This window comes from Rhodopila sp., assembly GCF_965277165.1.
Lineage (GTDB): Bacteria > Pseudomonadota > Alphaproteobacteria > Acetobacterales > Acetobacteraceae > Rhodopila.
In genome coordinates this window covers 1,777,346-1,800,033 of sequence record NZ_CBDICE010000006.1, presented here as the reverse complement: position 1 = coordinate 1,800,033, position 22,688 = coordinate 1,777,346, and the positions used below count along the sequence as shown (strand labels likewise).

Genomic DNA, 22,688 nt, shown 5'->3' with positions numbered 1-22,688 from the left:
CGGTCCAGCCATGACGATGGGCGAACGCGTCATTGCTCGATTCACCCCGGGACTTGAACCAACAAATCGTCGCCCTCGGCCTTGATCGGGTAAACCGCGATGTCCTCGTCGGCGGGGGCCGCCATCGCCTTGCCGGTGCGAACGTCGAACTGGGCGGCGTGCAGCGGGCACTCGATGCAGCCGTTCTCCAGCCAGCCATCGGACAGCAGCGCGTATTCGTGCGAGCACACATTCGCGGTGGCGCAGAATTCGCCGCCAGGCAGGTGATAGATGGCGACTTCCGTGCCGCCGACCTTGACACCGAGGCAGGCGCCCTCGGCCACGTCTGATCTCGCGGCGACCCGCACCCAGTCAGTCATCGGTTGCTCCATCACATTGATCGGCACAGCATGCCAGCGGATTGCCTCGCGGCCAACCTCAGCCGACCAGCTTGCCGCCATCCACGGGAATCACCCAGCCGGTACTCGCGGTCAGGTTGACCACCGCCGCCATCACCGCCTGCGCCACCTCGTCGGCCTTGACCACGCGCTTCAGCGGCGTGGTCGCTGCAACCTTCTCCACCATCGCCGTGGTCCGGCCCGGAACGAATGCGGTATCGACGGCGGCGGGGGACACTGTCAGCACCCGGATTTCCGGGCCGAGCACCCGGGCGAGCGACAAAGCCATGGTATCCAGCGCGGCTTTGGACCCGCCATAGGCGATATTGCTGCCGGTGCCGACGATCGCCGCCACCGAGGAAATGTTCACGATCACCGCGTCGCCGCTTCGCTTCATCAGCCCGGCGAAGGCTCGGATTGTCGCGAACGGGCCGCGCACGTTGGCGGCGAAGATCGCATCGATCAGGTCATCGGTCAGCGCTTCAAGGTCGGTGTGCGGGATCATGCGGGTGAAGCCGGCCGAGTTGACCAGCACGTCGCAGCGGCCGAAGTCACGCTCGACGATGGCGGCGGCTTCGCGAATCAGTGGGGTTTCCAGCATCGGGATGCGGATGGCGCGGTGGCCTGACCCCGGCAGCGCCTTCGCCACCGCGTCCGCCCGATCGGGATCGCTGTTGTAGCCGACGACGATCCGCGCGCCGGCCTGCGCCAGCCGACGCGCGGCAGCCGAACCGATCGCGCCGCTGGCGCCGGTGATGACAGCGACTTTGTCTTTCAGGTCCATAGTTGTACCCCCAACCGAAAATCAGCCACGCCGGATCATGATCGTCCCGCACGAGTGCGCCCACAAGGTCAAGGGTCAATGCGGTAGAATGTCCGCGCATTCTGGGCAAACAGCTTTCGCCTGTCCCCCTCCGGCAGCCCGGCGGTGACGTATTTGAACTGCGAGAAAATCCAGTCCCAACTCGCCTTCACGCCGTCCACCGGATAGTTCGAGGCGAACATGCAGCGATCGACGCCGAATATGCCGATCGTTTCGCGGATTAGCGCCCCGTTCATCGCCAGCGTCCACGGTTCGCCCTGTACCGTCAGGCCGGAGATCTTGCACCAGACATGCGGGCACGAAGCCAATGCCTCCATGCCCCGCTTCCACACCGCAAGCTGCTGCTTCGACCGGTCCAGCGGGTAGCCGGCGTGATTGAGCACGGTGCGCAATCCGGGATGCTCGCGGCAGACCTCGGCGGCTTCCTCCAGATGATACCAGGGCACCCGCAAGTCCCACGACAGATTATACTTGGTCAACAGGTCAAGACCCCCGCGCCAGGCCGGATCCTGCAGGCTGCGTCGCTGGCCGCGCACCGAGTGGCCGAGCCCGGCGGCAATCACCGGCTTGGTGCGGATGCCGCGAACCAACGGATTGGCGGCCTGGGCAGCAATGATCTCCTCGGCGTCCTCGGTATCGACCCAGGCATGGGCGACGATGGCGTTCGGCATGCCGGTTTCAGCGGCGATCCGGGTCAGCCACTCGGTTTCCGCCAGTTGCTGGGAACGGTCGCACTCGGCCTCGACATGAACGGTGGCGATGACACGGTGCAGCGCGGTGTCGCGGCGATACTCCCCTGGCAGGTAGCTGCGGCGGATGCGCGAGTAGTCACCAAGCCACGAATGCTCGCCTGACTCCAGCCAGGGGTAGCGGAGCGGGCCTTCGAGGTCCCAAAGATGATGGTGGGCATCGATGATGCCAAGGTCTTCGTCGATGTCCGCCATGCTCTAAACCTCGGATGCTCGGCCACGCCTCGTAACCGGCCGAGCGGTCAAGCGCACGGGTGCCGCATAGCCGCACGATGGAATGGTTCGGCCGCGGCCGGGTGCGGCATTCTAAAACGCGAAAACCCGTCGGCATGGCGACAAAAAACCGGAACCATGAAAACCCGTGTCATTGGTCGAATTCCTCGACGTGCTTCGCCGGATGGCGCCCGCCTCTCACATCCCACCCGGATAATTCGGCCCCCCGCCACCCTCGGGGGGCACCCAGTTGATGTTCTGCGAGGGGTCCTTGATGTCGCAGGTCTTGCAGTGCACGCAGTTCTGCGCGTTGATCTGCAACTTCGGCTCGCCCTCCTCCACACCGACATACTCATACACCGCCGCGGGACAATACCGCACCTCCGGGCCGCGATACTGCTGCCAGTTCAGCGCCACCGCCTTGGCCGGATCCGCCAGCACCAGGTGCGCCGGCTGGTTCTCCTCGTGGTTGGTGTTGCTGATGAACACCGACGACAGCTTGTCGAACGTCAGTATCCCGTCCGGCTTCGGATAGCTGATCCTGGCCGCCGCATCCGCCGGCGCCAGCGTCTCGTTGTCGGCGTGCCGATGGTGCAGCGTCCACGGCGCCTTGCCGCGCAGCACATAGGTGTCCAGCGCGCTGTAGGCCAACCCGCCCCACATCCCGAACCGGGAGAATGCCGGCCGCACGTTGCGTACCTGCGACAGTTCCTCCCACACCCAGCTTGCCCGCACCCGATCGACATAGCCGTCCAGCTCAGCCGCGCCCCCGCCCGCTGCACCCCCGCTGGCCAGCGCCTCGGCCACCGTCTCGGCCGCCAGCATGCCCGACTTCATCGCCGTATGAGTGCCCTTGATCTTCGGCACGTTCAGAAAACCCGCCGCGTCGCCGATCAGCAACCCGCCCGGAAAGCTCAACTTCGGCAACGACTGCATGCCGCCCTCGATCAGCGCCCTGGCGCCGTACGAAATCCGCCGCCCGCCCTCGAAATGCTTGCGCACCGCCGGATGTGTCTTGAAGCGCTGCATCTCGTCGAACGGCGACAGCCAGGGGTTGGCATAATCCAGCCCGATGACGAACCCATACGAGACCAGGTTGTTACCGAAATGATACAGGAACGACCCGCCATAGGTCGCCCGGTCCAGCGGCCAGCCCAGGCTGTGCTCGACCAACCCGGGACGATGGTTCTCCGCCGGAATCTCCCAAAGCTCCTTGATCCCGATCGCGTAGGTCTGCGGATCGCGGCCGTCGCGCAAACCGAACCGCGTCATCACCTGCTTCGACAACGACCCGCGACAGCCCTCGGCGAGCAGCGTGTAGCGCGCCCGCAACTCCATCCCGCGCTGCAGGTTCCCGGTGGCCGAACCGTCCTTGCCCACCCCCATGTCGCCGGTGGCGATGCCGGCAACCCGACCCGCGTCCTGCAAAACCTCGGTGGCGGCGAAGCCCGGATAGATCTCCACCCCAAGCGCCTCGGCCTGCTGGCCCAGCCAACGCACCACGTCGCCCAGCGAAACGATATAGTTGCCCGAATTGTGCATCTGCGGCGGCGTCGGCAGCTTGATCGCCCGGCTCTCGGTCATCAGCATGAACCGGTCCTCGCGCGCCGGGGTGTCCAGCGGCGCTCCCTTTTCCTGCCAGTCCGGAATCAGCTCGTTCAGCGCCCGCGGCTCGATCACCGCCCCCGACAGCGTATGGGCACCGATCTCGCCGCCCTTCTCCACCAGGCAGACCGCCGTCTCCGGCGCCAACTGTTTCAGCCTGATCGCCGCCGACAAGCCGGCCGGCCCGCCCCCTACGATGACCACGTCGAACTCCATCGCTTCCCGCCCGGGTAGCTCGTCAGCCATTTTCCACTCCTTGGCGTCTGTCATCACTTCGATTCAGACCTATGTGCGTCAGAACAGCGCAACCGGCAAACCGCCGACGCCTCCCGAACATTTAACCACCGGCCGCGGAGCACAACCTTGCCGGCAAACGACGCTTTGTTGCTGATCGGTCACGGATCGGCGCGCTATCCCGACGCCGCCGCCGCGTTGCACCGCCACGCCCAGACGCTACGCGCGGCCAGCCTGCCCGAACCCACCCTATCCGACCCCACCCCGCCCGCCTGCCCCCGGTTCGCCCAAATCGAGGTCGCCCTGCTGCACGGCACCCCCACGGTCGAGCAAGCCCTGCGGCGCATCACCGCGCCCACCCTGCGCGTGGTGCCGTTCTTCATGGAGGACGGCTACTTCAGCCGCGTCGCCATCCCCCATGCCCTGGCCGGCCGGCCCGGAACCATCCTGTGCTCGGCCATCGGCGTGCACGACGCGATCGCCGGCCTGATCGAGCGCCAGGCCCTGGCCGCCTGCGACGACCTCGCCATCGCCCCACCCAGCAGCGCGATCATCCTGATCGGCCACGGTTCGGCCAGCGCCCCGAACCAGGCACTGGCGCTGCACCGCCACGCCGCCAGGGTCGTCGCCACTGGGTTGTTCGCCCGCGTCGAACCCGCCTGCCTGGAACAGCCGCCGTTCCTCGCCGAGACGCTGTCCGGCCTGCGCCGCCACCCGGTCGTGGTCATCGGCTGCTTCGCCAACCACGGCGCCCATGTCCGCGACGACATCCCCCGCCTGATCGCCGCCGAACAAGCCGCGCGCGCCGGTGCCTTGCCAATTGTGCGCTTCACCGGCTGCGTCACCGACGATCCGGCGATGCCGGACATCATCATCGATCAGGCGTTCAACGCCGTCGCTGCAAAAGGAGAATAAGATGTTTGCCTATGTCGGCGGCTACACCACCCCCGATCGCGACGGCCGAGGCAACGGCATCAACGTCTATCGCGTGGACGAGATCGGCGCCGGCTGGACCCACCTGCAGCACGTCGGCGAGCTGGAAAATCCGGCGCTGTTCACCTTGAACCGCGACCAGACCCGGCTCTACAGCGTGCACGGCGGCCGCAACCTGATCAGCGCCTTCGCCATCGACCGCCAGACCGGGCTGCTCACCCTGCTCAGCCAGCAGGACTGCGGCGGCACCAACCCCGTCGATTCCGCCCTCGACCCCAGCGAACGCTTCCTGGTCATCGCCAACTACGCCACCGGGGCGGTCGCCGTCATGCCGCTCGCGCCGGACGGCAGCCTGCGGCCGGTCAGCCAACTGGTCCCGTTGCAGGGCACCCCCGGCCCCAACCCCAAGGAACAGTCCTCATCCCATCCGCACGCCGTCGTGTTCGACCCGACCGGGCAGTTCGTCGTCATCCCCGACAAGGGCTTCGACTGCACCTTCTTCTTCCGCTTCCAGGCCGGCCGGCTGATCCCGACGCAACAGTCCCACATCGTCTCCGCCGCCAGCGCTGCGCCGCGCCACGCCGCGTTCCATCCCGGATTGCCCGTGCTCTACGTCAACAACGAGCTGGACTCGACCGTCACCGTGTTCGACTGGACCGCCGGGCAGGCAACCGAACGACAGGTGATCTCCACCCTGCTGACCGGTTACGCAGCCCAAAACACCACCGCCGAGATCGCCACCTCGCCCTGCGAACGCCACCTCTACGTGTCCAACCGAGGCCAGGACAGCATCGTGCAGTTCGTCATCGCCCCCGACAGCGGGCTGCTAACTTACGCCGGCAACTTTCCGACCGGGGGCGCCAAGCCACGGTTCTTCACCCTGGGCCCTAGGGCAAAACATCTCTACGTGGCCAACCAGGACAGCGACGAGATTACCGTGTTCCACATCGATCAGGCCTCCGGCAGCCTGATCCCCACCGGCGTCCGGGTCGGCGTCGGCAGCCCGTCCGCTATCAGCTTTGTGACGACCTCTTGAAAGCATGCCGCAATCCAGTCGATACTGTTCTTAATCGAAAGGTATCACTGGGGACGACGCCATGGCCAAAGCCAGCACCGGACCGACACCGCCCGGCAAAATGAAACCGGCACCGCGACCCGCCGACAAGACCACCGCCAAGGCTGCCGCGGCGCAGCGCAAATCCGAAGGCAAGACCGCCGCCACACCGGCTGCACCGAAGATGGCGCCATCCCGGAATACCCCGACCGGCAAGACCCCGGCCCACAAGGCCTCGGCCGGCAAGACCTCGGCCAGCAAAACCGCGGCCGGCAAAACCACGGCCGGCAAAACCTCGGCGGGCAAAACCGCGGCCAGCAAGACTCCGGCCAGCAAGACCGCGACCAGCAAAACCCTGACAGGCAAGACCCGGGCCCGAAAGACGCCAACCCCGCAGACCCCGGCTCGGACCACGCTGACCCCAAGGATCGCGAGCCAGAAAACCCCAACCCGCAAGGCCCCGGCTTCTCGGACGCAGGCCAAAACGGCACCAGCCAAAACCGCCAGGGCGAAGACCGCGCCGACGAAACAACCGGCCCCGCAGCGGACCGCGCCGAAGCAGCCGGCCGCGAGGCAGAAAGCCGCCGCCGGATCGGTCACCCCGGTCAAACCCGGTCGCAAGACCGGCGCGGCAAAGACGACCGCCCCCCGCCACCCCGCCGCCAGGCCCTCAGTCCCGCCGCCCACCGCGCGCCGCCCGCGTCCGATTGCCGCCGCGCGCAACATCCGGCCAGCCTCACGCATGCCACCCGCCCCAATGACCAAGCGAGCGGCGGCCAAGCCAGCGGCGGCCAACACCCAAGCCGACGCCCTGGCCGCCAGGCCCCGCGCGCCGCACAGCTTCACCGTCAGCCACCTCGACCAGCAGGATTTCAAGCCCGACGGCCTGCGCACATACGCGCTTTACCGCGACCTCGGAATCGCGGCGGCGACCGCGGGGCTATGCCAGGCGCATGTGATCCGGTTCACCCCGCCCTGCACCGACGAGGTCCGCAAGCCACACGCCCACGACGTCGACCTGCAGTTGATCTACGTGCTGCAAGGCTGGATGAAGAACGACTTCGAGGGCCACGGCAACCAGATGATGTCCGCCGGAAGCTGCTGGCTGCAGCCGCGCGGCATCCGCCACACCGTGCTGGACTACTCGCCCGACTGCGAGGTGCTGGAAATCATCGTCCCGGCCGACTTCAAGACCACGGCGCTGTAACGCGCCCGACCCAACCAGTGGGCCGCCCAAGCGCCGAAACGGTCCCGGCACGCGAAGCCAGGCTGAAAACAGTCCGGCACAACCATTGCGGGCCAGCCCGCCTCGTCGCAATCATGCCGGATGGCTGATCACGAACGCCTCGACTGCCTGAAATGCCCGGCCCTGTGCTGCCGCATGGCGGGCTACGTCCGGGTCGGCCGGGACGACATCAGGCGGCTGGCCAAACACCTCGCCGTCAGCGTCGCCGAGTTCGAAAAACGCCACGTCGTCGAAGTCACCAAGAAGGGTGAGAAGCGCATCAAGCAGGGCTACAAGACCTGCCAGTTCCTCGACCAGGACCACATGTGCACGGTCTACGACGCCCGCCCGCACGACTGCCGCGGCTATGTCTGCTGGAACCAGCCCGACGAAACCGTCTACGGGTACGCCGTCTTCCTGCAGACCGACGTGGCCAAACTGCGCAAGCGGGAGAACTAAGCCCAACCATGGCGTCACGCTCGCCGACTGCCCCGCCCGCCAGCTCCACCGCGCTGACCGCCCGCCACCGATCGCGCAAGTCCGCCTAACCGGGAAAAACCCAGCTAGAGCGCGATAGCTTTAGGCGGCATCGCCAAAAGTGTGAATCGCTCGCTAAAACAATGACTCGCGAGGCATCATCAGGTCAGCCAGACGCGATAATGCCCTAAGAAGCCGGCCGAGGCCGCGGCATGAGCGCCGCATTGACATCCTCCAGCGAGCGCCCGGTGGTGCGCGGCCCATAGGCCGCATAGGCCAGGCCACGCAGCACGTAGCAGCCGGCGACGAAGCCGAACACCGCCTCATACCCCAGCCCGGCATACACCGCCGCGACCGCGAACGGCCCCGCCACATTGGCCAGCCGGCCCAGCCCATAGGTCATCCCGGTGCCCAATGAACGCACATCGGTGGAATACAACTCCGACGTATAGATATAGCCGCCGGTCGCGCCGGCCTGCAGACCGATCACCACCAGCGCGCCGAACACCATGATCCACGTCGGATCGCTGCTGAAACCATACGCCACCCCGGCCGCCGCCACCAGCAGCGACACCGCGGTGTTGAACCACTTGCGCTCGAACCGCTCCATCAGGTCCGCCGCCAGCAGCGCCCCCAGCGGGTTGCACACCGCCATCACGCTGACGAAGCTCAGCGACTTCACCACCGAGAACCCGCGCTCGAACAGCAGCGTCGGCACCCACGACATGAACCCATAGAACCCCACCGTCCCGGTGATCGAGATCACCGACAGCACCACCGTGCGCCCCAGATACGGCGAGCGGAACAGAGTGCCGTAAGGCGGCCGCGGCCGGGTCGGTTCGTCTGGCTGTTCATCCGGTTCGGGCAGGCTGCCATATCGATCCAGCGCCAGCCGCTCCAACCTGGCGACTTCCGCCTCGGCCTCCCGCGTGCGGCCTTGCACCGACAGCCAGCGCGGCGATTCCGCCATCCGGCGGCCAACCAGCGCGGCGACGATGCCAAGGCCGCCCCAGACGAAGATCAGCCGCCAGCCCCACGGCGCCACCGGCACCAGCAGCCGCGCCACCCAGGCGGTGGCGGGAATGCCGATCAATCCCACCGTCATGGTGAAACCCATGTAGCGGCCGCGCACCTGCTTGGGGAAGAATTCGCTGATATAGGTATTGGCGATCACCGTCATCGCCGACAGCCCGATCCCGGTGATGAAGCGCAGTACCGCTAGGGACGCCACGTCCCACGCCGCCGCGTTCAACAACGAGAACACCCCGTACAACAGGGTGGAAAAGATGAAGCCGCGCCGCCGCCCGACGGCATTGGCCAGCTTTCCGCCGGTCAGCGCCCCGATCGTCATGCCGCCGAAGCTCGCCGAGGTGATCAGCGCCACCGTGCCAACCGAGATCCCCCACTGCCGGATCACCGCCGGCGCCGCGTAGGCAAACGTGTTCAGATCACCCAGTTCAAAGAAATAGGCGAACGCCAGCGCGACGAACGCGGTGCGGTGCGCCGAGGTCATCGGCAGCCTATCCAGCCTAGCACTGATGCTGGCCATTCTTGTCTCCCCCCGTGCTTGCGGCGATCCTGCCGTGCTTGCCGCGATCCTAGCCTGCCTGCCGCGATCCTAGCCTGCCTGCCACGATCCTAAGGTACTTGCCGCGATTCCAGGCGGCGACCCTAATCCACGCCCCGGGGGCAAGTCACATGCGCCGCCCCCCGCCCGTGCGCCAAATTGACCGCCGACTTCGTCAAATCCTAATACTGTCCCAACCAACCGGGGAACCAGACCCGTTGGCACCGGAGGCACCTTCATGAGCGCGACATTCTCCACCCCGCCGACACGCCCGAGCGGCGCCACCCCGAACCGCCCCAGTGCGAACCCCAGTGCGAATACCCCCAGTGCCGCCGGCCCCAATGCCACCGGCCCCAAAGCCCTACCCCTCGGCGCCACAAGCTTCGGAGCCACGATGCCCGGCATCGATCTGCGCACCATCGCCGAGGCCGACTTCAGCGCCATCCACCAGGCCTGGATCGACCACCAGGTGCTGGTGTTCCCGGCCCAAGACCTGACCGACGCCGACCTGGCCGCGTTCTCCCGCCGCTTCGGCGACCTCGACCACGCCCCGGTGCAGGAAAACGGCCAGCGCACCGCCGGCGGCATGCCGGAAATCTATGTCGTTTCCAACGTGATCGAAAACGGCGTGGCGATCGGCAGCCTTGGCGCCGGAGAAGCCGTCTGGCACACCGACATGTCCTACCTGCCCGCGCCGCCCAAGGCCAGCATGCTGTTCGCGCTGGAAATCCCCCCCACCGGCGGCGATACCTGGTTCTGCGACATGTACGCCGCCTTCGACTCGCTGCCGCCGGATTTGCGCCAACGCGCCCTCGGCCTGCGGGTCAAGCACGACGGCACCTACAACAGCGGCGGCTACCTGCGCCAGGGCGTCACCCCGACCGAGGATCCGCGCCAGGCCCCCGGAACCCTGCACCCGCTGGTCTGCACCCACCCCGAAAGCGGTCGCCGCATGCTCTATCTCGGGCGCCGCCGCATGGCCTGGATCGACGGCCTCAGCCTGCCGGAGTCCGAGGCGCTGCTCGACGAAATCTGGGCCCACGCCACCCAAGCGGACCTCAGCTTCGCCCACCATTGGCGGGTCGGCGACCTGGTGCTGTGGGACAACCGCTGTACCATGCACCGGCGCGACCCGTTCGAGGCCACGTCGCGGCGGATCATGCACCGAACCCAGATCAAGGGCGCCGCGCCCCCCGCGGCCTGACCCCGCCTACCCCCACGCGCATCGCCTGACACACCCCGACGACCACGGCCCCGGCCTTGCCCCGCTCACCCCCGCCCACCTGCCCGCGCATCGCCGGACACGCCCCGATAACCACGGCCCCGACCTTGCTCCGGCTGCCCCCACGAGCCTGGTCCCGTACGCTTCAACCCCGCACGGGCCAAACCGGCTGATGATAGCCCAGCGGAACCGAAGGCCTGGCCCAGAACGGCGGCGTCTCCGACAGCCGGACCACCGGTTTCAGATGCCGCAGCCGACCCGACGGCGTCTCCGTCTCCATCGACCAATCAAGCAGCTCTTCGGGGCTGAATTCCTCCGCCACGCCGCCCAGCGCGTCGGCCGAGACCTCGCCCAGATCGACGATCCACTTGCCCACCTGCGCCAGCGAAATCCGCACCAGCCAACTGCCGCCCTGCTCGGCACGCCGGCCAAGCGCGATCATCGCCCCGGTCGCCATCAGATACCCGGTGCAGTAATCGATCGCCGACACCGGATAAAACTGCGGACCCGGAGTCTTGCCTGCCACCACCTCGGCCTGCCGCGACGTGATCCCGCTGACCGTCTGCACAACCGTATCGAAACCACGCCGCGACGCCCAAGGACCAGTATGCCCGAACGCTGAAAGCGAGACATAAACCAGACCCGGCCGGATCGCCGCCAGTTCCTCCGGCGCCAACCCCCTGGCACCCAGCGCACCCGGCCGATACCCTTGCGAGAAGACATCCGCCTGCCGCACCAGGCCGCGCAGCGTATCGAGGTTGCGCTGCTCCCGCAGATCGAGATAGGCGTTCAGCTTGCCATGCCCGGTATCGAACTCCTGATAGCCCAGGTTCGGCAGGTGTTCGGCCGAGATCTTCATCACCTCCGCGCCATGCTCCGCCAGCGTGCGCGCGCAGGTCGGCCCCGCCAGCACCCGCGTCAGGTCAACCACACGGATGCCCGATAACGGCCGCTCGCCCGCCGGCAGCGGTTCGGGGTCACTGTCGCCGATCCGCACGATCTCCATCAGCGGCAATGATGCGATCGCAGCCGCTTGCGGATGCTCCGCCCATTCCGCCTGGGTCCGCACCATCCCGCCGGCGCCCTTGGCGGCGATGATCGCCTCCTCCAGCTCCGCCGCATCCCACCCGGCCACCGCCCGGGTCACCGCCTCCCTGGATTCCTCGCAGCCCAGCACCCCCAAGGCGGCGGCACGATGGTTGGGGAAGTTGGCGTGGATATAGCTCCAGCGTCCGTTCCTGGCCGGATACACCCCCATGATCGGATTGCGCCCGGCCGACACCTCGCCGTCGCCCAGCTTCATGTAATGACCGCTGCGCAACGATGCCGTGGCCTGGCGCACATCGACGCCGATCTGCTGCCCCCGGCCGCTGCGCAGCCGCCACAGTTCGGACGCGGCGATGCCGCTCGCCGCCAGCGTCGCCGCCCCGGCCGCACCGATTCGGAACGGCGTCGGCAGGATCGGATCGTCGCCGCCACTAAAGCGCACCCCGTCCGCCCGCTCGGCCGGCCAGCCGGCGGCCGCCAGGATCGAGCCCAGCGCATCCCGCGCCGTCATCCCAGCGCCATTTTGGCCACTGCCAGTCCGTCCACCGCCGTTCTGTCCAGCCCGACCCGGTGCCACGCCACCCTGCGTCTTGTCAGCCGCGTTCTCAGACATGATCGTCACCTCTCGGTTTTGCATCTGCGTCAGCCTTCCAGAGATCATGCGCCAGCACGGCGCGATCGGAAACCGCCAGATCCCGCCCCCGCACGGGTGATGCTTCGACTTGCGGGCACCGACTTTGTCGCCCGGCGATTTCGTCTTACGCTGAACGATGTCCTCCGTGATCGACATCATTGTCGCCGGGCCAACCGTTCGAGACAGCGGCGCCGCACCCGGACTGGCAAACCCGTCTGCGACCGCCCCCTGAAACCCCAATGAACCCGTGGCCCGGCAGCAACGAATGGCTGTTCTCGGTGAAGACCTTCGCCGCCGCCATGCTCGCGCTCTACATCGCCATGTCGATCGGCCTGGACCGCCCATACTGGGCCATGGCCACGGTCTACATCGTGTCCCAGCCATTGATCGGCTCAGTCCGCTCCAAGGCCATCTTCCGCCTGGTCGGCACCGCCATCGGCGCCATCGCGACCATCGTGCTGGTGCCGAACCTGGTCGATGCCCCCGAACTACTCAGCGCTGCCCTGGCGCTGTGGACCGGAGGCTGCCTCTACATCGCCTTGCTCGACCGCACCCCGCGCAGCTACCTCTTCATGCTGGCCGGCTACACCGCCGCGCTGATCGGCTTCCCCGCCGTTAACGCCCCCGACACGATCTGGGACGTCGCACTCGCCCGGGTCGAGGAAATCTGGCTCGGAATCCTCTGCTCGACCGTCATCGCCACCGTGGTGTTCCCCCGCCAACTCGGGCCGCTGCTGGCTGAGCGCATCCTCGCCTGGGTCGGCAACGCCAGCACCTGGACCCAGCAGGTGCTTGACGGAACCGACGACAAGGCCAACGCCTTTGCCCATCTCCGGCTCGCCGCCGACGCCGTGGAACTGCGCATGCTCACCTCCCAACTCGCCTGGGACGATTCAATCTGGCAGTCCGCGACGCGCTGGGTCGGCGAACTGCAGCGGCGCATGGTGCTGCTGTTGCCGGTGCTGTCCTCGATCAGCGATCGGCTCGCCGCATTGCGAGCCGCCGACGCCATCACCCCCGGCCTGCGCCACCTGCTGGCCGACCTCAGCGTGTGGGTCCGCGCCGGGGCACCGCCACCGCGCGGCGAGGCCGACCGCATGCGACATGCCATCGAGCAATTGCAAGCCGAAACCGACCTCACAGCCGGCTGGAACCAGGTGATGCGCTGCAGCCTGCTGTTGCGGCTGCACGACCTGGTCAACCTGCGCCAGGACATGCGCGACCTGCGCCGCCATATCGAGGAAGGCGGCGGCCCGCTGGCGCTGCCGTTGGCGGTGCCTTCCAGCGGCCCGCAACGGCTGCACCACGATCAAGGCCTGGCCGTGCTGTCCGGCCTGGCCGCCGCCGTCACCATTGTTCTGGCCTGCGCGTTCTGGATCGCCACCGGCTGGCAGGCCGGCAGCGGCATGGCCGCGCTGGCCGCCGCCGCCTGCTGCCTGTTCGCCACCCTCGACGACCCGACGCCGGCGCTGAAGAACTTTCTCGTTATCGCCCTGATTTCGGTCGCCGCCGTCGGCATCGGCCTGTTCGCCATACTGCCCAACGTGCATGATTTCGAGATGCTGGCGCTGGTGCTCGCCGCGTTCTTCATCCCCGTCGGCCTGCTGATCGCCCGCCCAGCCACCCAGCCGATGGGCTCCGCATTGGGCTTCCTCACCGCCACCCTGCTCAGCCTGCAAGGCGCCTATTCCGCCGATTTCGTCAGCTACGCCGATGGCAGCTTCGCTGCCCTGCTGGGCGTCGCCAGCGCCGCGGTGGTCACCGCGCTGATGCGCTCGGTCGGTGCGGAATGGAGCGCCCGGCGCCTGCTGCGCGCCGACTGGCGCGACCTGGCGGCGATCCCCACCAGCCCCACCTTGCACGACCAAGCCTTGCACGACCGCGACACCATGGCCGGATTGCTGCTCGACCGCCTTGGCCTGCTGGTGCCCCGGCTGGCGGCTGTCGGAGCAGGCAACGATCTGGCCGCCGTGGACGCCCTCGCCGACCTGCGCATCGGCATCAACCTGGCCGATCTGCGCAACCAGCGCGACGTCATGACGTCGCCGCTTCGCCAGGCGGTCGATACCGTGCTGCACGGTGTCGCCGCGCACTTCGCCGCCCAGGCCGCCGCCGGTCGCCAACTGCGTCTACCCGCCACCGTGCTGCGCGACATCGACTGCGCCTTGGATGCCGCCATCGCCGATGCGGATGCGCGCGACCTGCTGCTGCAACTGGTCGGCCTCCGCCGCGGCCTGTTCGCCGACGCCCCGCCCTACCGGCCCCCGCCTTTCCCGCATCAGCCGCCGCCGGACGCCGCCGCCGCGCCCGACCCGACCCAGAGACCGGCATGATCAGGCGGGCGGCATGAGCAGGCGGGCGGCATGAGCAGGCGGGCGGCATGATCGGGCGGGCGGCATGATCGGGCGCGCGGCGTGATCGGCGAGGTCGACATCTATGGCGTGTTCGTCCCAATCCTGCTGGTATGGGCGGTGATCGCGCTGGCGCTCACTGCCGGGCTGCGCCGCATCCTGGTCCGCGTCGGCTTCTACCGGCTGGTCTGGCACCGACCGCTGGTGGACCTGTCGCTGCTCGTCATCATCATGGCGGTGGTTGCCGCCGCCCTGCCGCTATGGATCGGCTCATGAAACCGTTTCTCCGCCGACTGGCACTGAATTCCGGCCGCCCGCTGATGACCCTGCTGATCGTCGCCGTGGCGATCGTCGCCGGCCGCTTCCTGTGGGCCTACTACCAGGAGGCACCCTGGACCCGCGACGGCCGGATCCGCGCCGACGTCGTCACCATCGCCCCCGACGTCTCCGGCCTGGTCGACAAGGTGATGGTGCGTGACAACCAGACGGTCAGACGCGGCGACGAACTGTTCCGCATTGATCCCGACCGCTTCGAACTGGCGCTCGCCCAGGCTGAGGCCGCCGTCGCCAGCCGCAAGGCGCAGATGGACGAAGCCAACCGAGAAGCCAACCGCTACCAGCAGCTCAACCAGCTCTCGGTCTCCAAGGAAACCCAGGAGCAGCGGCAGACCAGCGCCGAGGCCGCCGCCGCGGCCTATCGCCAGGCGGTGGCCGACCGCGCCGTGGCGCAGCTCAACCTCAACCGTTCGATCGTCACCAGCCCGGTCGACGGCAGCGTCACCAACGTGGCGCTGGAGCCCGGCGACTACGTCACCACCGGCAAGGGTGTAATGGCCCTGGTGGACAGCGCCACGCTGCGCATCGAGGGTTACTTCGAGGAAACCAAGCTGCCCAGCATCCACGTCGGCGACCGCGCCCAGATCCGCCTGATGGGCGAGCCAAGGCTACTCACCGGCCGGGTCGAGAGCATCGCCACCGGCATCGCCGATCGCGAGCGCAGCGATAGCCCCGACCTGCTGGCCAACATCAACCCGACCTTCAATTGGGTGCGCCTGGCGCAGCGCATCCCGGTGCGAATCAAGCCGGATCCGGTTCCTCCGGGTGTGCGGCTCGTGCTCGGCCGCACCGCCACCGTCACCATCGAACCCGGCACCGCCCCCGTGACCAAGGCGGCTCAGCGATAGCGTGGTAACATCCCGCGCTTCAACCAGCTCCGATGCGGGCCGACCGGCGCACCACCGCAACGCATGCTCGGCCGCACTGATCAACGCGCTCCGATCGAAAACGCCATAAGCACGGTTCCAGGCCGTCCGGAACGACCCCAGTAGCCCGAATTGACATAGACCATGCCGCCGGCAACCGTGGGACCGGCCCCGTCGAGCACACCACCCTGGGCCTCGTGACCGCCGATGCTCATCACCTGTGCGGCAGCGGTGTTGTATTCCCAGATCACGCTGCCGGTCGCGGCGTCGAACGCGCGGAACCGGCCGTCCATCGACCCCCCGAACACAGCGCCCGGCACGACCGATATGGCCTGCGACACGCCGGGGAAGCAGTAGACATTGTCCCAGGCACACGGCTTCCGCGGAGTGCGCGCTGTCCAAAGCACCGCGCCATCGGCGATCCGAAGCGCCGTAATCCCAGGATTGGCCAAGGCAGCGGGAACATAGATGTCCGAAACCGGGACGTAGAGTGTCTCGTCATCGGCGGCGAGGCCAAACTCCACCCCACCCAGCGGACCGCCTGGGCTCACTCGCCTGGACCAGACAACCTTGCCCCCATGGTCTGGGTCCAGCGCGTAGACCTCGCCCGACTTCTGCCCGACCAGCAGCACCTGCCGGCCGCTCGATAGCGAATGCAGGATCGGAGAGGCGCCGAAATCATGATCCGGTCCGAGCCTGGTCGGGCAGTTGGCGGTTCGACCGGGGCCGTGGCAGCCCTCGATATAGTTGTCGTCACGCGTGAGTTGATTGGACCAACGGATCGCGCCGGTCCGCTCGTCCAGCGCAAGGATGGCGTCGGAGCGGTCAAACGGCAGATCGGTATAGGAGTCGCCGGTGGCCACATAGACCAGGCGGCGCTTGGCATCGATGGTCGGGGCCGACCAGATCGCACCGCCGGCGGGACCAAACATCTGCGTTCCGGCAGCGTTCCGTTTGAACGGCTTCGCGACCGCGGGCGTTACGTAGGTCTTCCAAAGGAGCTCGCCCGTCGTGGCATCCAGCGCCGCGACCGCGCCGCGGAATTGACAGCACTGATAACGGGGGTCGGCGGCGATCGCCTCCTCGGCTGACGAAATCGGCACAAACAGCCGACCGTCGTGCAGCGCCACCGACCCGGTCATCTGCACCTCGTGCTGGCTGTCCACCTGGCTCTTCCACACCAGTGCGCCGCTATCGGCGTCCAGCGCGTAGGCGCTGCGGGTGTAATCGGTGAAGTAGATGGCATAACCGCTGGGCGCGCCGCGCAACCGGCCAACGACGATGCTGCCGCGGGTCGGCGCCGGCGCGTCGAAGCGCCAGTAGGCGCACCCGGTCCTGGCGTTCAGCGCATAGACCGTGCCGGAGGAAGCGTTCAGGAACAGACGGTCGCCCACCACCGTCGCCTGACCGCCGCGCGAGTTGGCGTAGGCGAACGCCCATTTCAGCTTCAATCGCCCCACCTCCGCCGCCGTGAAACCCGGATCGGGCTGGTAGCGCGCCTGCTGCTCGGTGCGTCCCCAGCCGTTCCATTGATCGGCCGTCTTCAGGTCGATCGCCGCGGGTTTGCGGTTGCAGGGCGGCGCTTCGGCGCCGCCTCCGCTGACCAAGCCGGCGGTGCGGTGGGACAGATAAGTGGCGATCGAAGCCATCTCATGCAGCGAAAGGCCCCGCGCCATCGGTCGCATGATGCCGCCGGACAGTGTCGTGGTGATCAGGGCGCGCGTGTTGTCCGCGATCGCGGTCCGCGACGGAATGCGGCCGGCCGGATGGTCGTGGCAGCCCGCGCACCGCTCAGTATATAGCCTGGCCCCAAGCGTGGCATCGCCGCCTTCGCCGCTGATCTGCCCGATCACGCCATTCCCATGATCAGCCGGCGGTGCCGCGCTGGCCGCAGCATGCGCCAGCCCCGTTCCCAACAGGAACACGGCCCACAGGAACACGCGCAAAATTGCAGCACACGCTGCGGCGCGACCCGCGCAGGTGGCATCACCGGCGCGCTCAACCGCCCTCATCCGCCGGCCAACCATCCGGTCAGCCAGCTGGGCCCCGACCATAGTGGTCGGTGAACGGGCCACGCTTGCAGCTATAGCCTTCCGGGGGTGAGGTGAGCCTGAATGCGCCGGGCTTGGCGCCCTTTGGGAACGAGGCCAGCGTGTCCAGCGCCCAGGCGTTGAAGGCGTCGGTGTTCACCTGCGGCCACATGTGTCCATCGTGAACCGTGCATGACACCTCCACCACGTTATCGAACGACGAATAGTAGTTTGACGCCGCCTGGGTACTCGGCCGGTAGTCCGCGCAGAGCACCGTGCCGCAATACCAGATATCGTCGTCGCCACCCCAGACGGTGATGACGATCATCGGGCCAAGCTTGGCTCTCAAAGGATACGGACCGACCCGACCCTGATGGATCGCCTCGGGCGCGTCGCGCACCGCATTGCGAGCAGCATCGAAGGAAAGCGGCGATCCATCATCTCGGGTGACGTACCATTCGCCGGAGATCGGCATGCCGCCGGCCCAAAAGCCGGAGCGGAAGGTCAGCGCCCGGTTCGTCATCGTGCCGCCGGACGAGATGCCGCCGAGATACAGCCTGCTTGCATCCAGCGGAAACTTGGTGCCCACGCACTTGACCATGGCGACCAGGAAGCGTGAGTCCGGCCCCTCGTCAGTCTTGAACCGGTCCCCCGCGGCATTCGGCGAGCGGCCTTCGTGCCAAGGGTTCCACGTCCAACCGGCGCGGCCAGGGCCGTTGCAGACGCCGGCACGCAACCTTGCATCCTGATCGGCGCAAGCGCGGATCGGACCGATCACCATGAAGCCGTGATCCGCCAGCTTGGCGTTCGCGCCACTGCGTTCAACATAAAGGTTGTCGTCGGTCGACTCCACCGAGCCGGTCATCGGTACCCAAACCGGCGCCGGCCGGTCGGACGGCTTGGGAGGAACGACGATGAAAGCACGCTTGACACCGTCTGACGGGAAGTCGGTGTTGAGCCCGGCATGCACCTGGTAGCCGGCCGGACAGCGCCACATCGCGGCGAGCGCGAACCGGGTATTGAACAGGCTGCAGACTGTTGCGATCAGGATGACGTAACGCTTCATGGGCGCACCCGTGCTCGAGCTACATAAGGCTTCCACCCAGGCTTCGCGCAATCTTCTGGAATGACCCGAGCCCCAGCCGTCCAACCACCGTTCAGCCGCAGCCTGGTCAGAGCAATTATTTTGCTTGCCTTTGAAACCTTATGACAAAAGTCCGTGCGACGATCATTGCATAGCCCCGCCTTTGCCGCCCAGACTGTCCCGCCAAACCGCGTCCCGGTGGTGGCGGCTCACCGCATCTGCCTGCGGATCTCGGCGGCGCCCTGGCGGTAGTCGTAGGTCGGATAGAACTCGGTGTGGAAGCCCCCCCCGGGCGGTCTGCTCCAGCACCCGGTTGACTTCGCGCAGCCGATCAGGCGGCACGTTCAAGGTCACCACCTGGCCGATGCCCATCAGCACATACCACGACACCACCTCGATGCCCGGTGGCGGAAACTTCTGGAAAAACCCAGTCTGCTTCAGATGCTTATTGATCTCGGCCAGGGTCTTGCTCTCGTCGTGGCGCAGGAACACCGTCAGCAGCGACTCCGCCCCGCTCGGTTCGGCCGCGGCCGCTTCCGGCGTGCCCTTCCCCAACGTGCCCTTTCCCAGCGGAACTGTCCCCAGCGTGCCCGCGGCCAGCCCCGCCAGCGTGGCCCCGGTCATCGCCCGGCGTGTCGCGGTGGTCATCGGCCCCGCCTCCTCAAAAGCCGATCTTGCCGGCAAGCGCGTCGCGGTCGCCAGCCCCGGCCGCCGGCGCATAGGGCCGCCCGGTGCTCAGGTCGATGATCTCGACCACGATGTCTGCGTTTTCCCGCACCAGTTCCTTGGCCCGCGTCTCGGCGTCATCGGATGATTCGAAGCGGTCGATGGATCGGCCGCCAATTCGCAGTTCAAAGCTCATTATGATGGCTCCCCAATGTTTCATGCGATGGAGCGCGGCCCACCATCGGCCGGCAGCGGCCCGGTCCAGACCCCTGGCCGTCCCGCACCCAGGGGTTTAGCGCAGCCTGGAGCTCATTCCACCGCCTGGCGAATTTGCGGGCCTTCGCTGCGCCGGCACGACGGCCTTGCCGCGCCCCAGCAATCGGCTTATCGCCGCCGCCGGCTTCAGAAGCCTCCATTCGACTTTGTCGCCCCGCTGATCCAAATAGCCTGCGTCATTTCGCGGCAACAACGCAAACCGCGACGCGGCCGTTCCGGACGAAATCAGAATCCAGTTGCGCGGCCGCCGAAAGAAGCCGGCGCCTCAGCTCCCCAAGGTCTCCCGCGCCGCCCGCACCACGGCCTCGGTGTTGATGTCGAACTTCTTGTAGACATCGCCGATCTTGCCCGACGCACCGAACTCATGCATGCCGACGAACCGCCCGGCGAACCCCAGGTAGCGGTCCCACGAAATCTCCACCCCGGCCTCGACCGCGACCCTGGCGGTGCCCTCGCCCAGCACCGAACGCTTGTAGGCGGCATCCTGCTCCTCAAACAGCAGCCGGCATGGCATCGACACCACCGCCGTTGGCACCCCGTCCTTCTGCATCACCGCGCGGGTCTCGACCGCCAGATGCAGTTCCGACCCGGTGGCCATGATGGTCAGCTTGCGCGCGCCGCCCTCAGCCTCGTGCAGCACGTAGGCGCCCTTGGCGCAGCGGTTCTCGCTGCCGGTATCGCGCCGCAGCAGCGGCATCGGCTGGCGCGACAGCGCGATCAGCGCGGCGCGCCGCGCGTCGTCCAGGATCAGCTCCCAGCATTCCGCGGTCTCGACCGGGTCGCCGGGGCGAAACACCGCCAGATGCGGGATCGCGCGCAACGCCGCCAGGTGCTCGATCGGCTGGTGCGTCGGGCCGTCCTCGCCCAGCCCGATCGAGTCGTGCGTCATGACGAAGATGGTGCGGATCTGCATCATTGCCGCCAGCCGGATCGACGGCCGGCAGTAGTCGGAGAAGGTCAGGAAGGTGCCGCCATAGGGGATCAGCCCGCCATGCAGGGCGATGCCGTTCATCGCCGCCGCCATGCCGTGTTCACGCACGCCGTAATGCACATAGGACCCGTTGTACTCGCCCGGCTTGATTTCGACCTGGTTCTTCGCCTTGGTGTTGTTCGACGGCGTCAGGTCGGCCGACCCACCCAGCAGTTCGGGGATCGCCTCGAACAGGTGGTTCAGCACCGCGCCGCTGGCCGCCCGCGTCGCGATATCCTTGCCGCTGTCGACGAATTCCTTTTTCGCTGCGGTGATGGCGCGCTGCCAGCCCTTCGGCAGTTCGCCTCTGGTGCGCCGCTCAAAATCCTGCCGCAACCCGTCCGGCGCGGCCTTTACCCGGTCGGCCCAGGCCATTCGCTTTGCCCGCCCCTTCTCACCGATTGTCCGCCACGCCTCCAGCAGCGGCTTGGGGATGACGAACGGCGGTGAATCCCAGCCCAGCAGCTTGCGCGCGCCGGCAATCTCCTGCTCGCCCGGCGCGTCGCTGTGCGCCTTCTGGGTGCCGGCCTTGGTCGGCAGCCCGAAGCCGATGACGGTGCGGCAGGAGATCATCGACGGCTTGTCGGTGACCGCATGGGCCTGCTTGATCGCCTCGCGGATGGCGTCGGTATCGTGGCCGTCGATCTCCTGCACGTGCCAGTGGCTGGCGCGGAACCGCGCCGTCTGGTCATCCGACACCGACAGCCCGGTGGCGCCGTCGATCGAGATCGAATTGTTGTCGAAGAAGCTGATCAGCTTGCCCAGCCGCAGGTGCCCAGCCAGCGAAATTGCCTCGTGGCTGATGCCCTCCATCAGGCAGCCGTCGCCCATGAACACATAGGTGTAATGATCCACCAGCGCGTCGCCGAATTTGGCGTTCATGATCCGCTCGGCCAGCGCCATGCCGACCGAGTTGGCCAGACCCTGCCCGAGCGGCCCGGTGGTGGTCTCGATGCCGTCGGCGTGGCGGTATTCCGGGTGCCCGGCGGTCTTGCTGCCGACCTGGCGGAAATGCTCGATCTGGTCGATCGTCATGTCCTTGTAGCCGGTCAGATAGAGCAGCGAATACAGCAGCATCGAGCCGTGACCGTTGGAGATCACGAAGCGGTCGCGGTCGATCCAGTGCGGGTCCGCTGCGTCGAACCGCAGGAAATCCTGGAACAGCACGGTGGCGATGTCGGCCATGCCCATCGGCATGCCGGGGTGGCCGCTCTTGGCCTTTTCCACCGCGTCCATCGACAACGCGCGGATGCAGTCGGCAAGGTCACGCAAATGCTGGTCGCGCGGCGCCGGAAGCGGCTTGGCGTCGGTCATGGTGTTCGACATGGCTTTGTGTCCTTACCAGGAAAACCGTGTGATCGAGGGCGCTTGGCAGTGCGAGGGCGCCGGACAGTCGGGCATCCGCGCAGCCGAGGCAAGGGTATCCTGCACGAGACGCGGGTGGGGGTAATGCTCGCTGATCCGCGCGACGAGTGCCAGGGGAGTCATAAGCGACCCGTTCCAGGGCCGGCCCGTGCGGCCCTGGCCATCCAAGACCTGTATGGCTCCACGATCACGGCAGAGCCCGACCGCCAGCACGACGTCGCGGCAGCACCCGAGTCCTCGTCGCAATAGATTACCATCGCGAAGCGGAGCCTCGCCAGCGGTCGCTATGCGCCGGCGATCACCATGCGATCGAACGTCCGCGAAGCATGCAACGTGACAATCTTGACACCCGACCATCAAGCGTGCATCGCTGCACCTTGCGGTTGTAATGTACTTCGGACGGATAACCGATGCAGGCTTCGTCACTTCAAGACGGCCCTCCGATATGCCGAAACTGGGGGCTCGACCGCAAATAATGCGTTCTTGGGAAGCGCTCCGACGCAAAATCGACATCCGCCGGTGACCACGGCCGCGCGCTCCCTGCCCGCCTGTCGGACCGGTTGAAGGGCGGTATGGGCACTGAT

19 protein-coding genes are annotated in these 22,688 nt (G+C 67.2%); 8 read left to right on the top strand and 11 right to left on the bottom strand.

What is annotated here, in order from left to right; genetic code table 11:
* Positions 1–41: 41 nt before the first annotated feature.
* The 4 genes from ACQY4Y_RS20410 to ACQY4Y_RS20395 all read right to left on the bottom strand — a co-directional run bounded on the left by ACQY4Y_RS20410 (position 42) and on the right by ACQY4Y_RS20395 (position 4,013).
* Positions 42–359: a non-heme iron oxygenase ferredoxin subunit gene (locus ACQY4Y_RS20410; protein ID WP_428492423.1), complete on the bottom strand. Its 318-nt coding sequence runs from the start codon at positions 357–359 to the stop codon at positions 42–44.
* 58 nt (positions 360–417) lie between these two features.
* Positions 418–1,161, bottom strand: a complete 744-nt coding sequence (locus ACQY4Y_RS20405) for an SDR family NAD(P)-dependent oxidoreductase (protein WP_428492422.1) — start codon at positions 1,159–1,161, stop codon at positions 418–420.
* A gap of 68 nt (positions 1,162–1,229) precedes the next feature.
* A complete protein-coding gene (locus tag ACQY4Y_RS20400) occupies positions 1,230–2,144 on the bottom strand; it encodes an amidohydrolase family protein (protein WP_428492421.1) in 915 nt (304 codons plus the stop codon).
* A gap of 216 nt (positions 2,145–2,360) precedes the next feature.
* Positions 2,361–4,013 (bottom strand): 4Fe-4S dicluster domain-containing protein, encoded by a 1,653-nt coding sequence (locus ACQY4Y_RS20395; protein ID WP_428492419.1) that lies wholly within the window; start codon positions 4,011–4,013, stop codon positions 2,361–2,363.
* 117 nt (positions 4,014–4,130) lie between these two features.
* Here ACQY4Y_RS20395 and ACQY4Y_RS20390 point away from each other — a divergent pair, with 117 nt between their 5' ends.
* The 4 genes from ACQY4Y_RS20390 to ACQY4Y_RS20375 all read left to right on the top strand — a co-directional run bounded on the left by ACQY4Y_RS20390 (position 4,131) and on the right by ACQY4Y_RS20375 (position 7,672).
* Complete coding sequence (locus tag ACQY4Y_RS20390) at positions 4,131–4,916, top strand: CbiX/SirB N-terminal domain-containing protein (RefSeq protein WP_428492418.1); 786 nt, start codon at positions 4,131–4,133, stop codon at positions 4,914–4,916.
* Between the two features lies 1 nt (position 4,917).
* The gene (locus ACQY4Y_RS20385) at positions 4,918–5,970 is read left to right on the top strand and encodes a lactonase family protein (protein WP_428492417.1); all 1,053 of its coding nucleotides are present in this window, start codon (positions 4,918–4,920) and stop codon (positions 5,968–5,970) included.
* 61 nt (positions 5,971–6,031) lie between these two features.
* The gene (locus tag ACQY4Y_RS20380; RefSeq protein WP_428492416.1) at positions 6,032–7,195 is read left to right on the top strand and encodes a hypothetical protein; all 1,164 of its coding nucleotides are present in this window, start codon (positions 6,032–6,034) and stop codon (positions 7,193–7,195) included.
* Positions 7,196–7,315: 120 nt separating this feature from the next.
* Entirely contained in the window at positions 7,316–7,672 is a 357-nt protein-coding gene (locus ACQY4Y_RS20375) for a YkgJ family cysteine cluster protein (protein ID WP_428492415.1), read from the top strand.
* Positions 7,673–7,877: 205 nt separating this feature from the next.
* On the opposite strand, the gene ACQY4Y_RS20370 is transcribed toward ACQY4Y_RS20375, so the two are convergent.
* A complete protein-coding gene (locus ACQY4Y_RS20370) occupies positions 7,878–9,239 on the bottom strand; it encodes an MFS transporter (RefSeq protein WP_428492414.1) in 1,362 nt (453 codons plus the stop codon).
* A gap of 256 nt (positions 9,240–9,495) precedes the next feature.
* Between ACQY4Y_RS20370 and ACQY4Y_RS20365 the strand changes: the two genes are divergently transcribed.
* Complete coding sequence (locus tag ACQY4Y_RS20365) at positions 9,496–10,461, top strand: TauD/TfdA dioxygenase family protein (RefSeq protein WP_428492413.1); 966 nt, start codon at positions 9,496–9,498, stop codon at positions 10,459–10,461.
* A gap of 163 nt (positions 10,462–10,624) precedes the next feature.
* Here the strand turns inward: ACQY4Y_RS20365 and ACQY4Y_RS20360 are convergent, their stop codons facing one another.
* A complete protein-coding gene (locus ACQY4Y_RS20360; RefSeq protein WP_428492412.1) occupies positions 10,625–12,139 on the bottom strand; it encodes a CoA transferase in 1,515 nt (504 codons plus the stop codon).
* 260 nt (positions 12,140–12,399) lie between these two features.
* On the opposite strand from ACQY4Y_RS20360, the gene ACQY4Y_RS20355 reads away from it, so the two are divergent.
* The 3 genes from ACQY4Y_RS20355 (at position 12,400) to ACQY4Y_RS20345 (ending at position 15,695) form a co-directional block, all read left to right on the top strand.
* Positions 12,400–14,493, top strand: a complete 2,094-nt coding sequence (locus ACQY4Y_RS20355; RefSeq protein WP_428492411.1) for an FUSC family protein — start codon at positions 12,400–12,402, stop codon at positions 14,491–14,493.
* Between the two features lie 81 nt (positions 14,494–14,574).
* Entirely contained in the window at positions 14,575–14,787 is a 213-nt protein-coding gene (locus ACQY4Y_RS20350; protein ID WP_428492410.1) for a DUF1656 domain-containing protein, read from the top strand.
* Positions 14,784–15,695: an efflux RND transporter periplasmic adaptor subunit gene (locus ACQY4Y_RS20345; protein ID WP_428492409.1), complete on the top strand. Its 912-nt coding sequence runs from the start codon at positions 14,784–14,786 to the stop codon at positions 15,693–15,695. Before ACQY4Y_RS20350 ends, ACQY4Y_RS20345 begins: the two co-directional genes overlap by 4 nt.
* 80 nt (positions 15,696–15,775) lie before the next feature.
* On the opposite strand, the gene ACQY4Y_RS20340 is transcribed toward ACQY4Y_RS20345, so the two are convergent.
* The 5 genes from ACQY4Y_RS20340 to tkt form a co-directional block, all read right to left on the bottom strand.
* Entirely contained in the window at positions 15,776–17,653 is a 1,878-nt protein-coding gene (locus ACQY4Y_RS20340) for a PQQ-binding-like beta-propeller repeat protein (protein ID WP_428492408.1), read from the bottom strand.
* 91 nt (positions 17,654–17,744) lie between these two features.
* A complete protein-coding gene (locus ACQY4Y_RS20335) occupies positions 17,745–18,809 on the bottom strand; it encodes a hypothetical protein (protein WP_428492407.1) in 1,065 nt (354 codons plus the stop codon).
* 162 nt (positions 18,810–18,971) lie between these two features.
* Entirely contained in the window at positions 18,972–19,475 is a 504-nt protein-coding gene (locus ACQY4Y_RS20330) for a hypothetical protein (protein WP_428492406.1), read from the bottom strand.
* Positions 19,476–19,488: 13 nt separating this feature from the next.
* The gene (locus ACQY4Y_RS20325) at positions 19,489–19,689 is read right to left on the bottom strand and encodes a hypothetical protein (protein ID WP_428492405.1); all 201 of its coding nucleotides are present in this window, start codon (positions 19,687–19,689) and stop codon (positions 19,489–19,491) included.
* Between the two features lie 345 nt (positions 19,690–20,034).
* Positions 20,035–22,065, bottom strand: coding sequence for a transketolase (tkt, locus tag ACQY4Y_RS20320; protein WP_428492404.1), 2,031 nt, complete (start codon positions 22,063–22,065; stop codon positions 20,035–20,037).
* Positions 22,066–22,688: the final 623 nt, after the last annotated feature.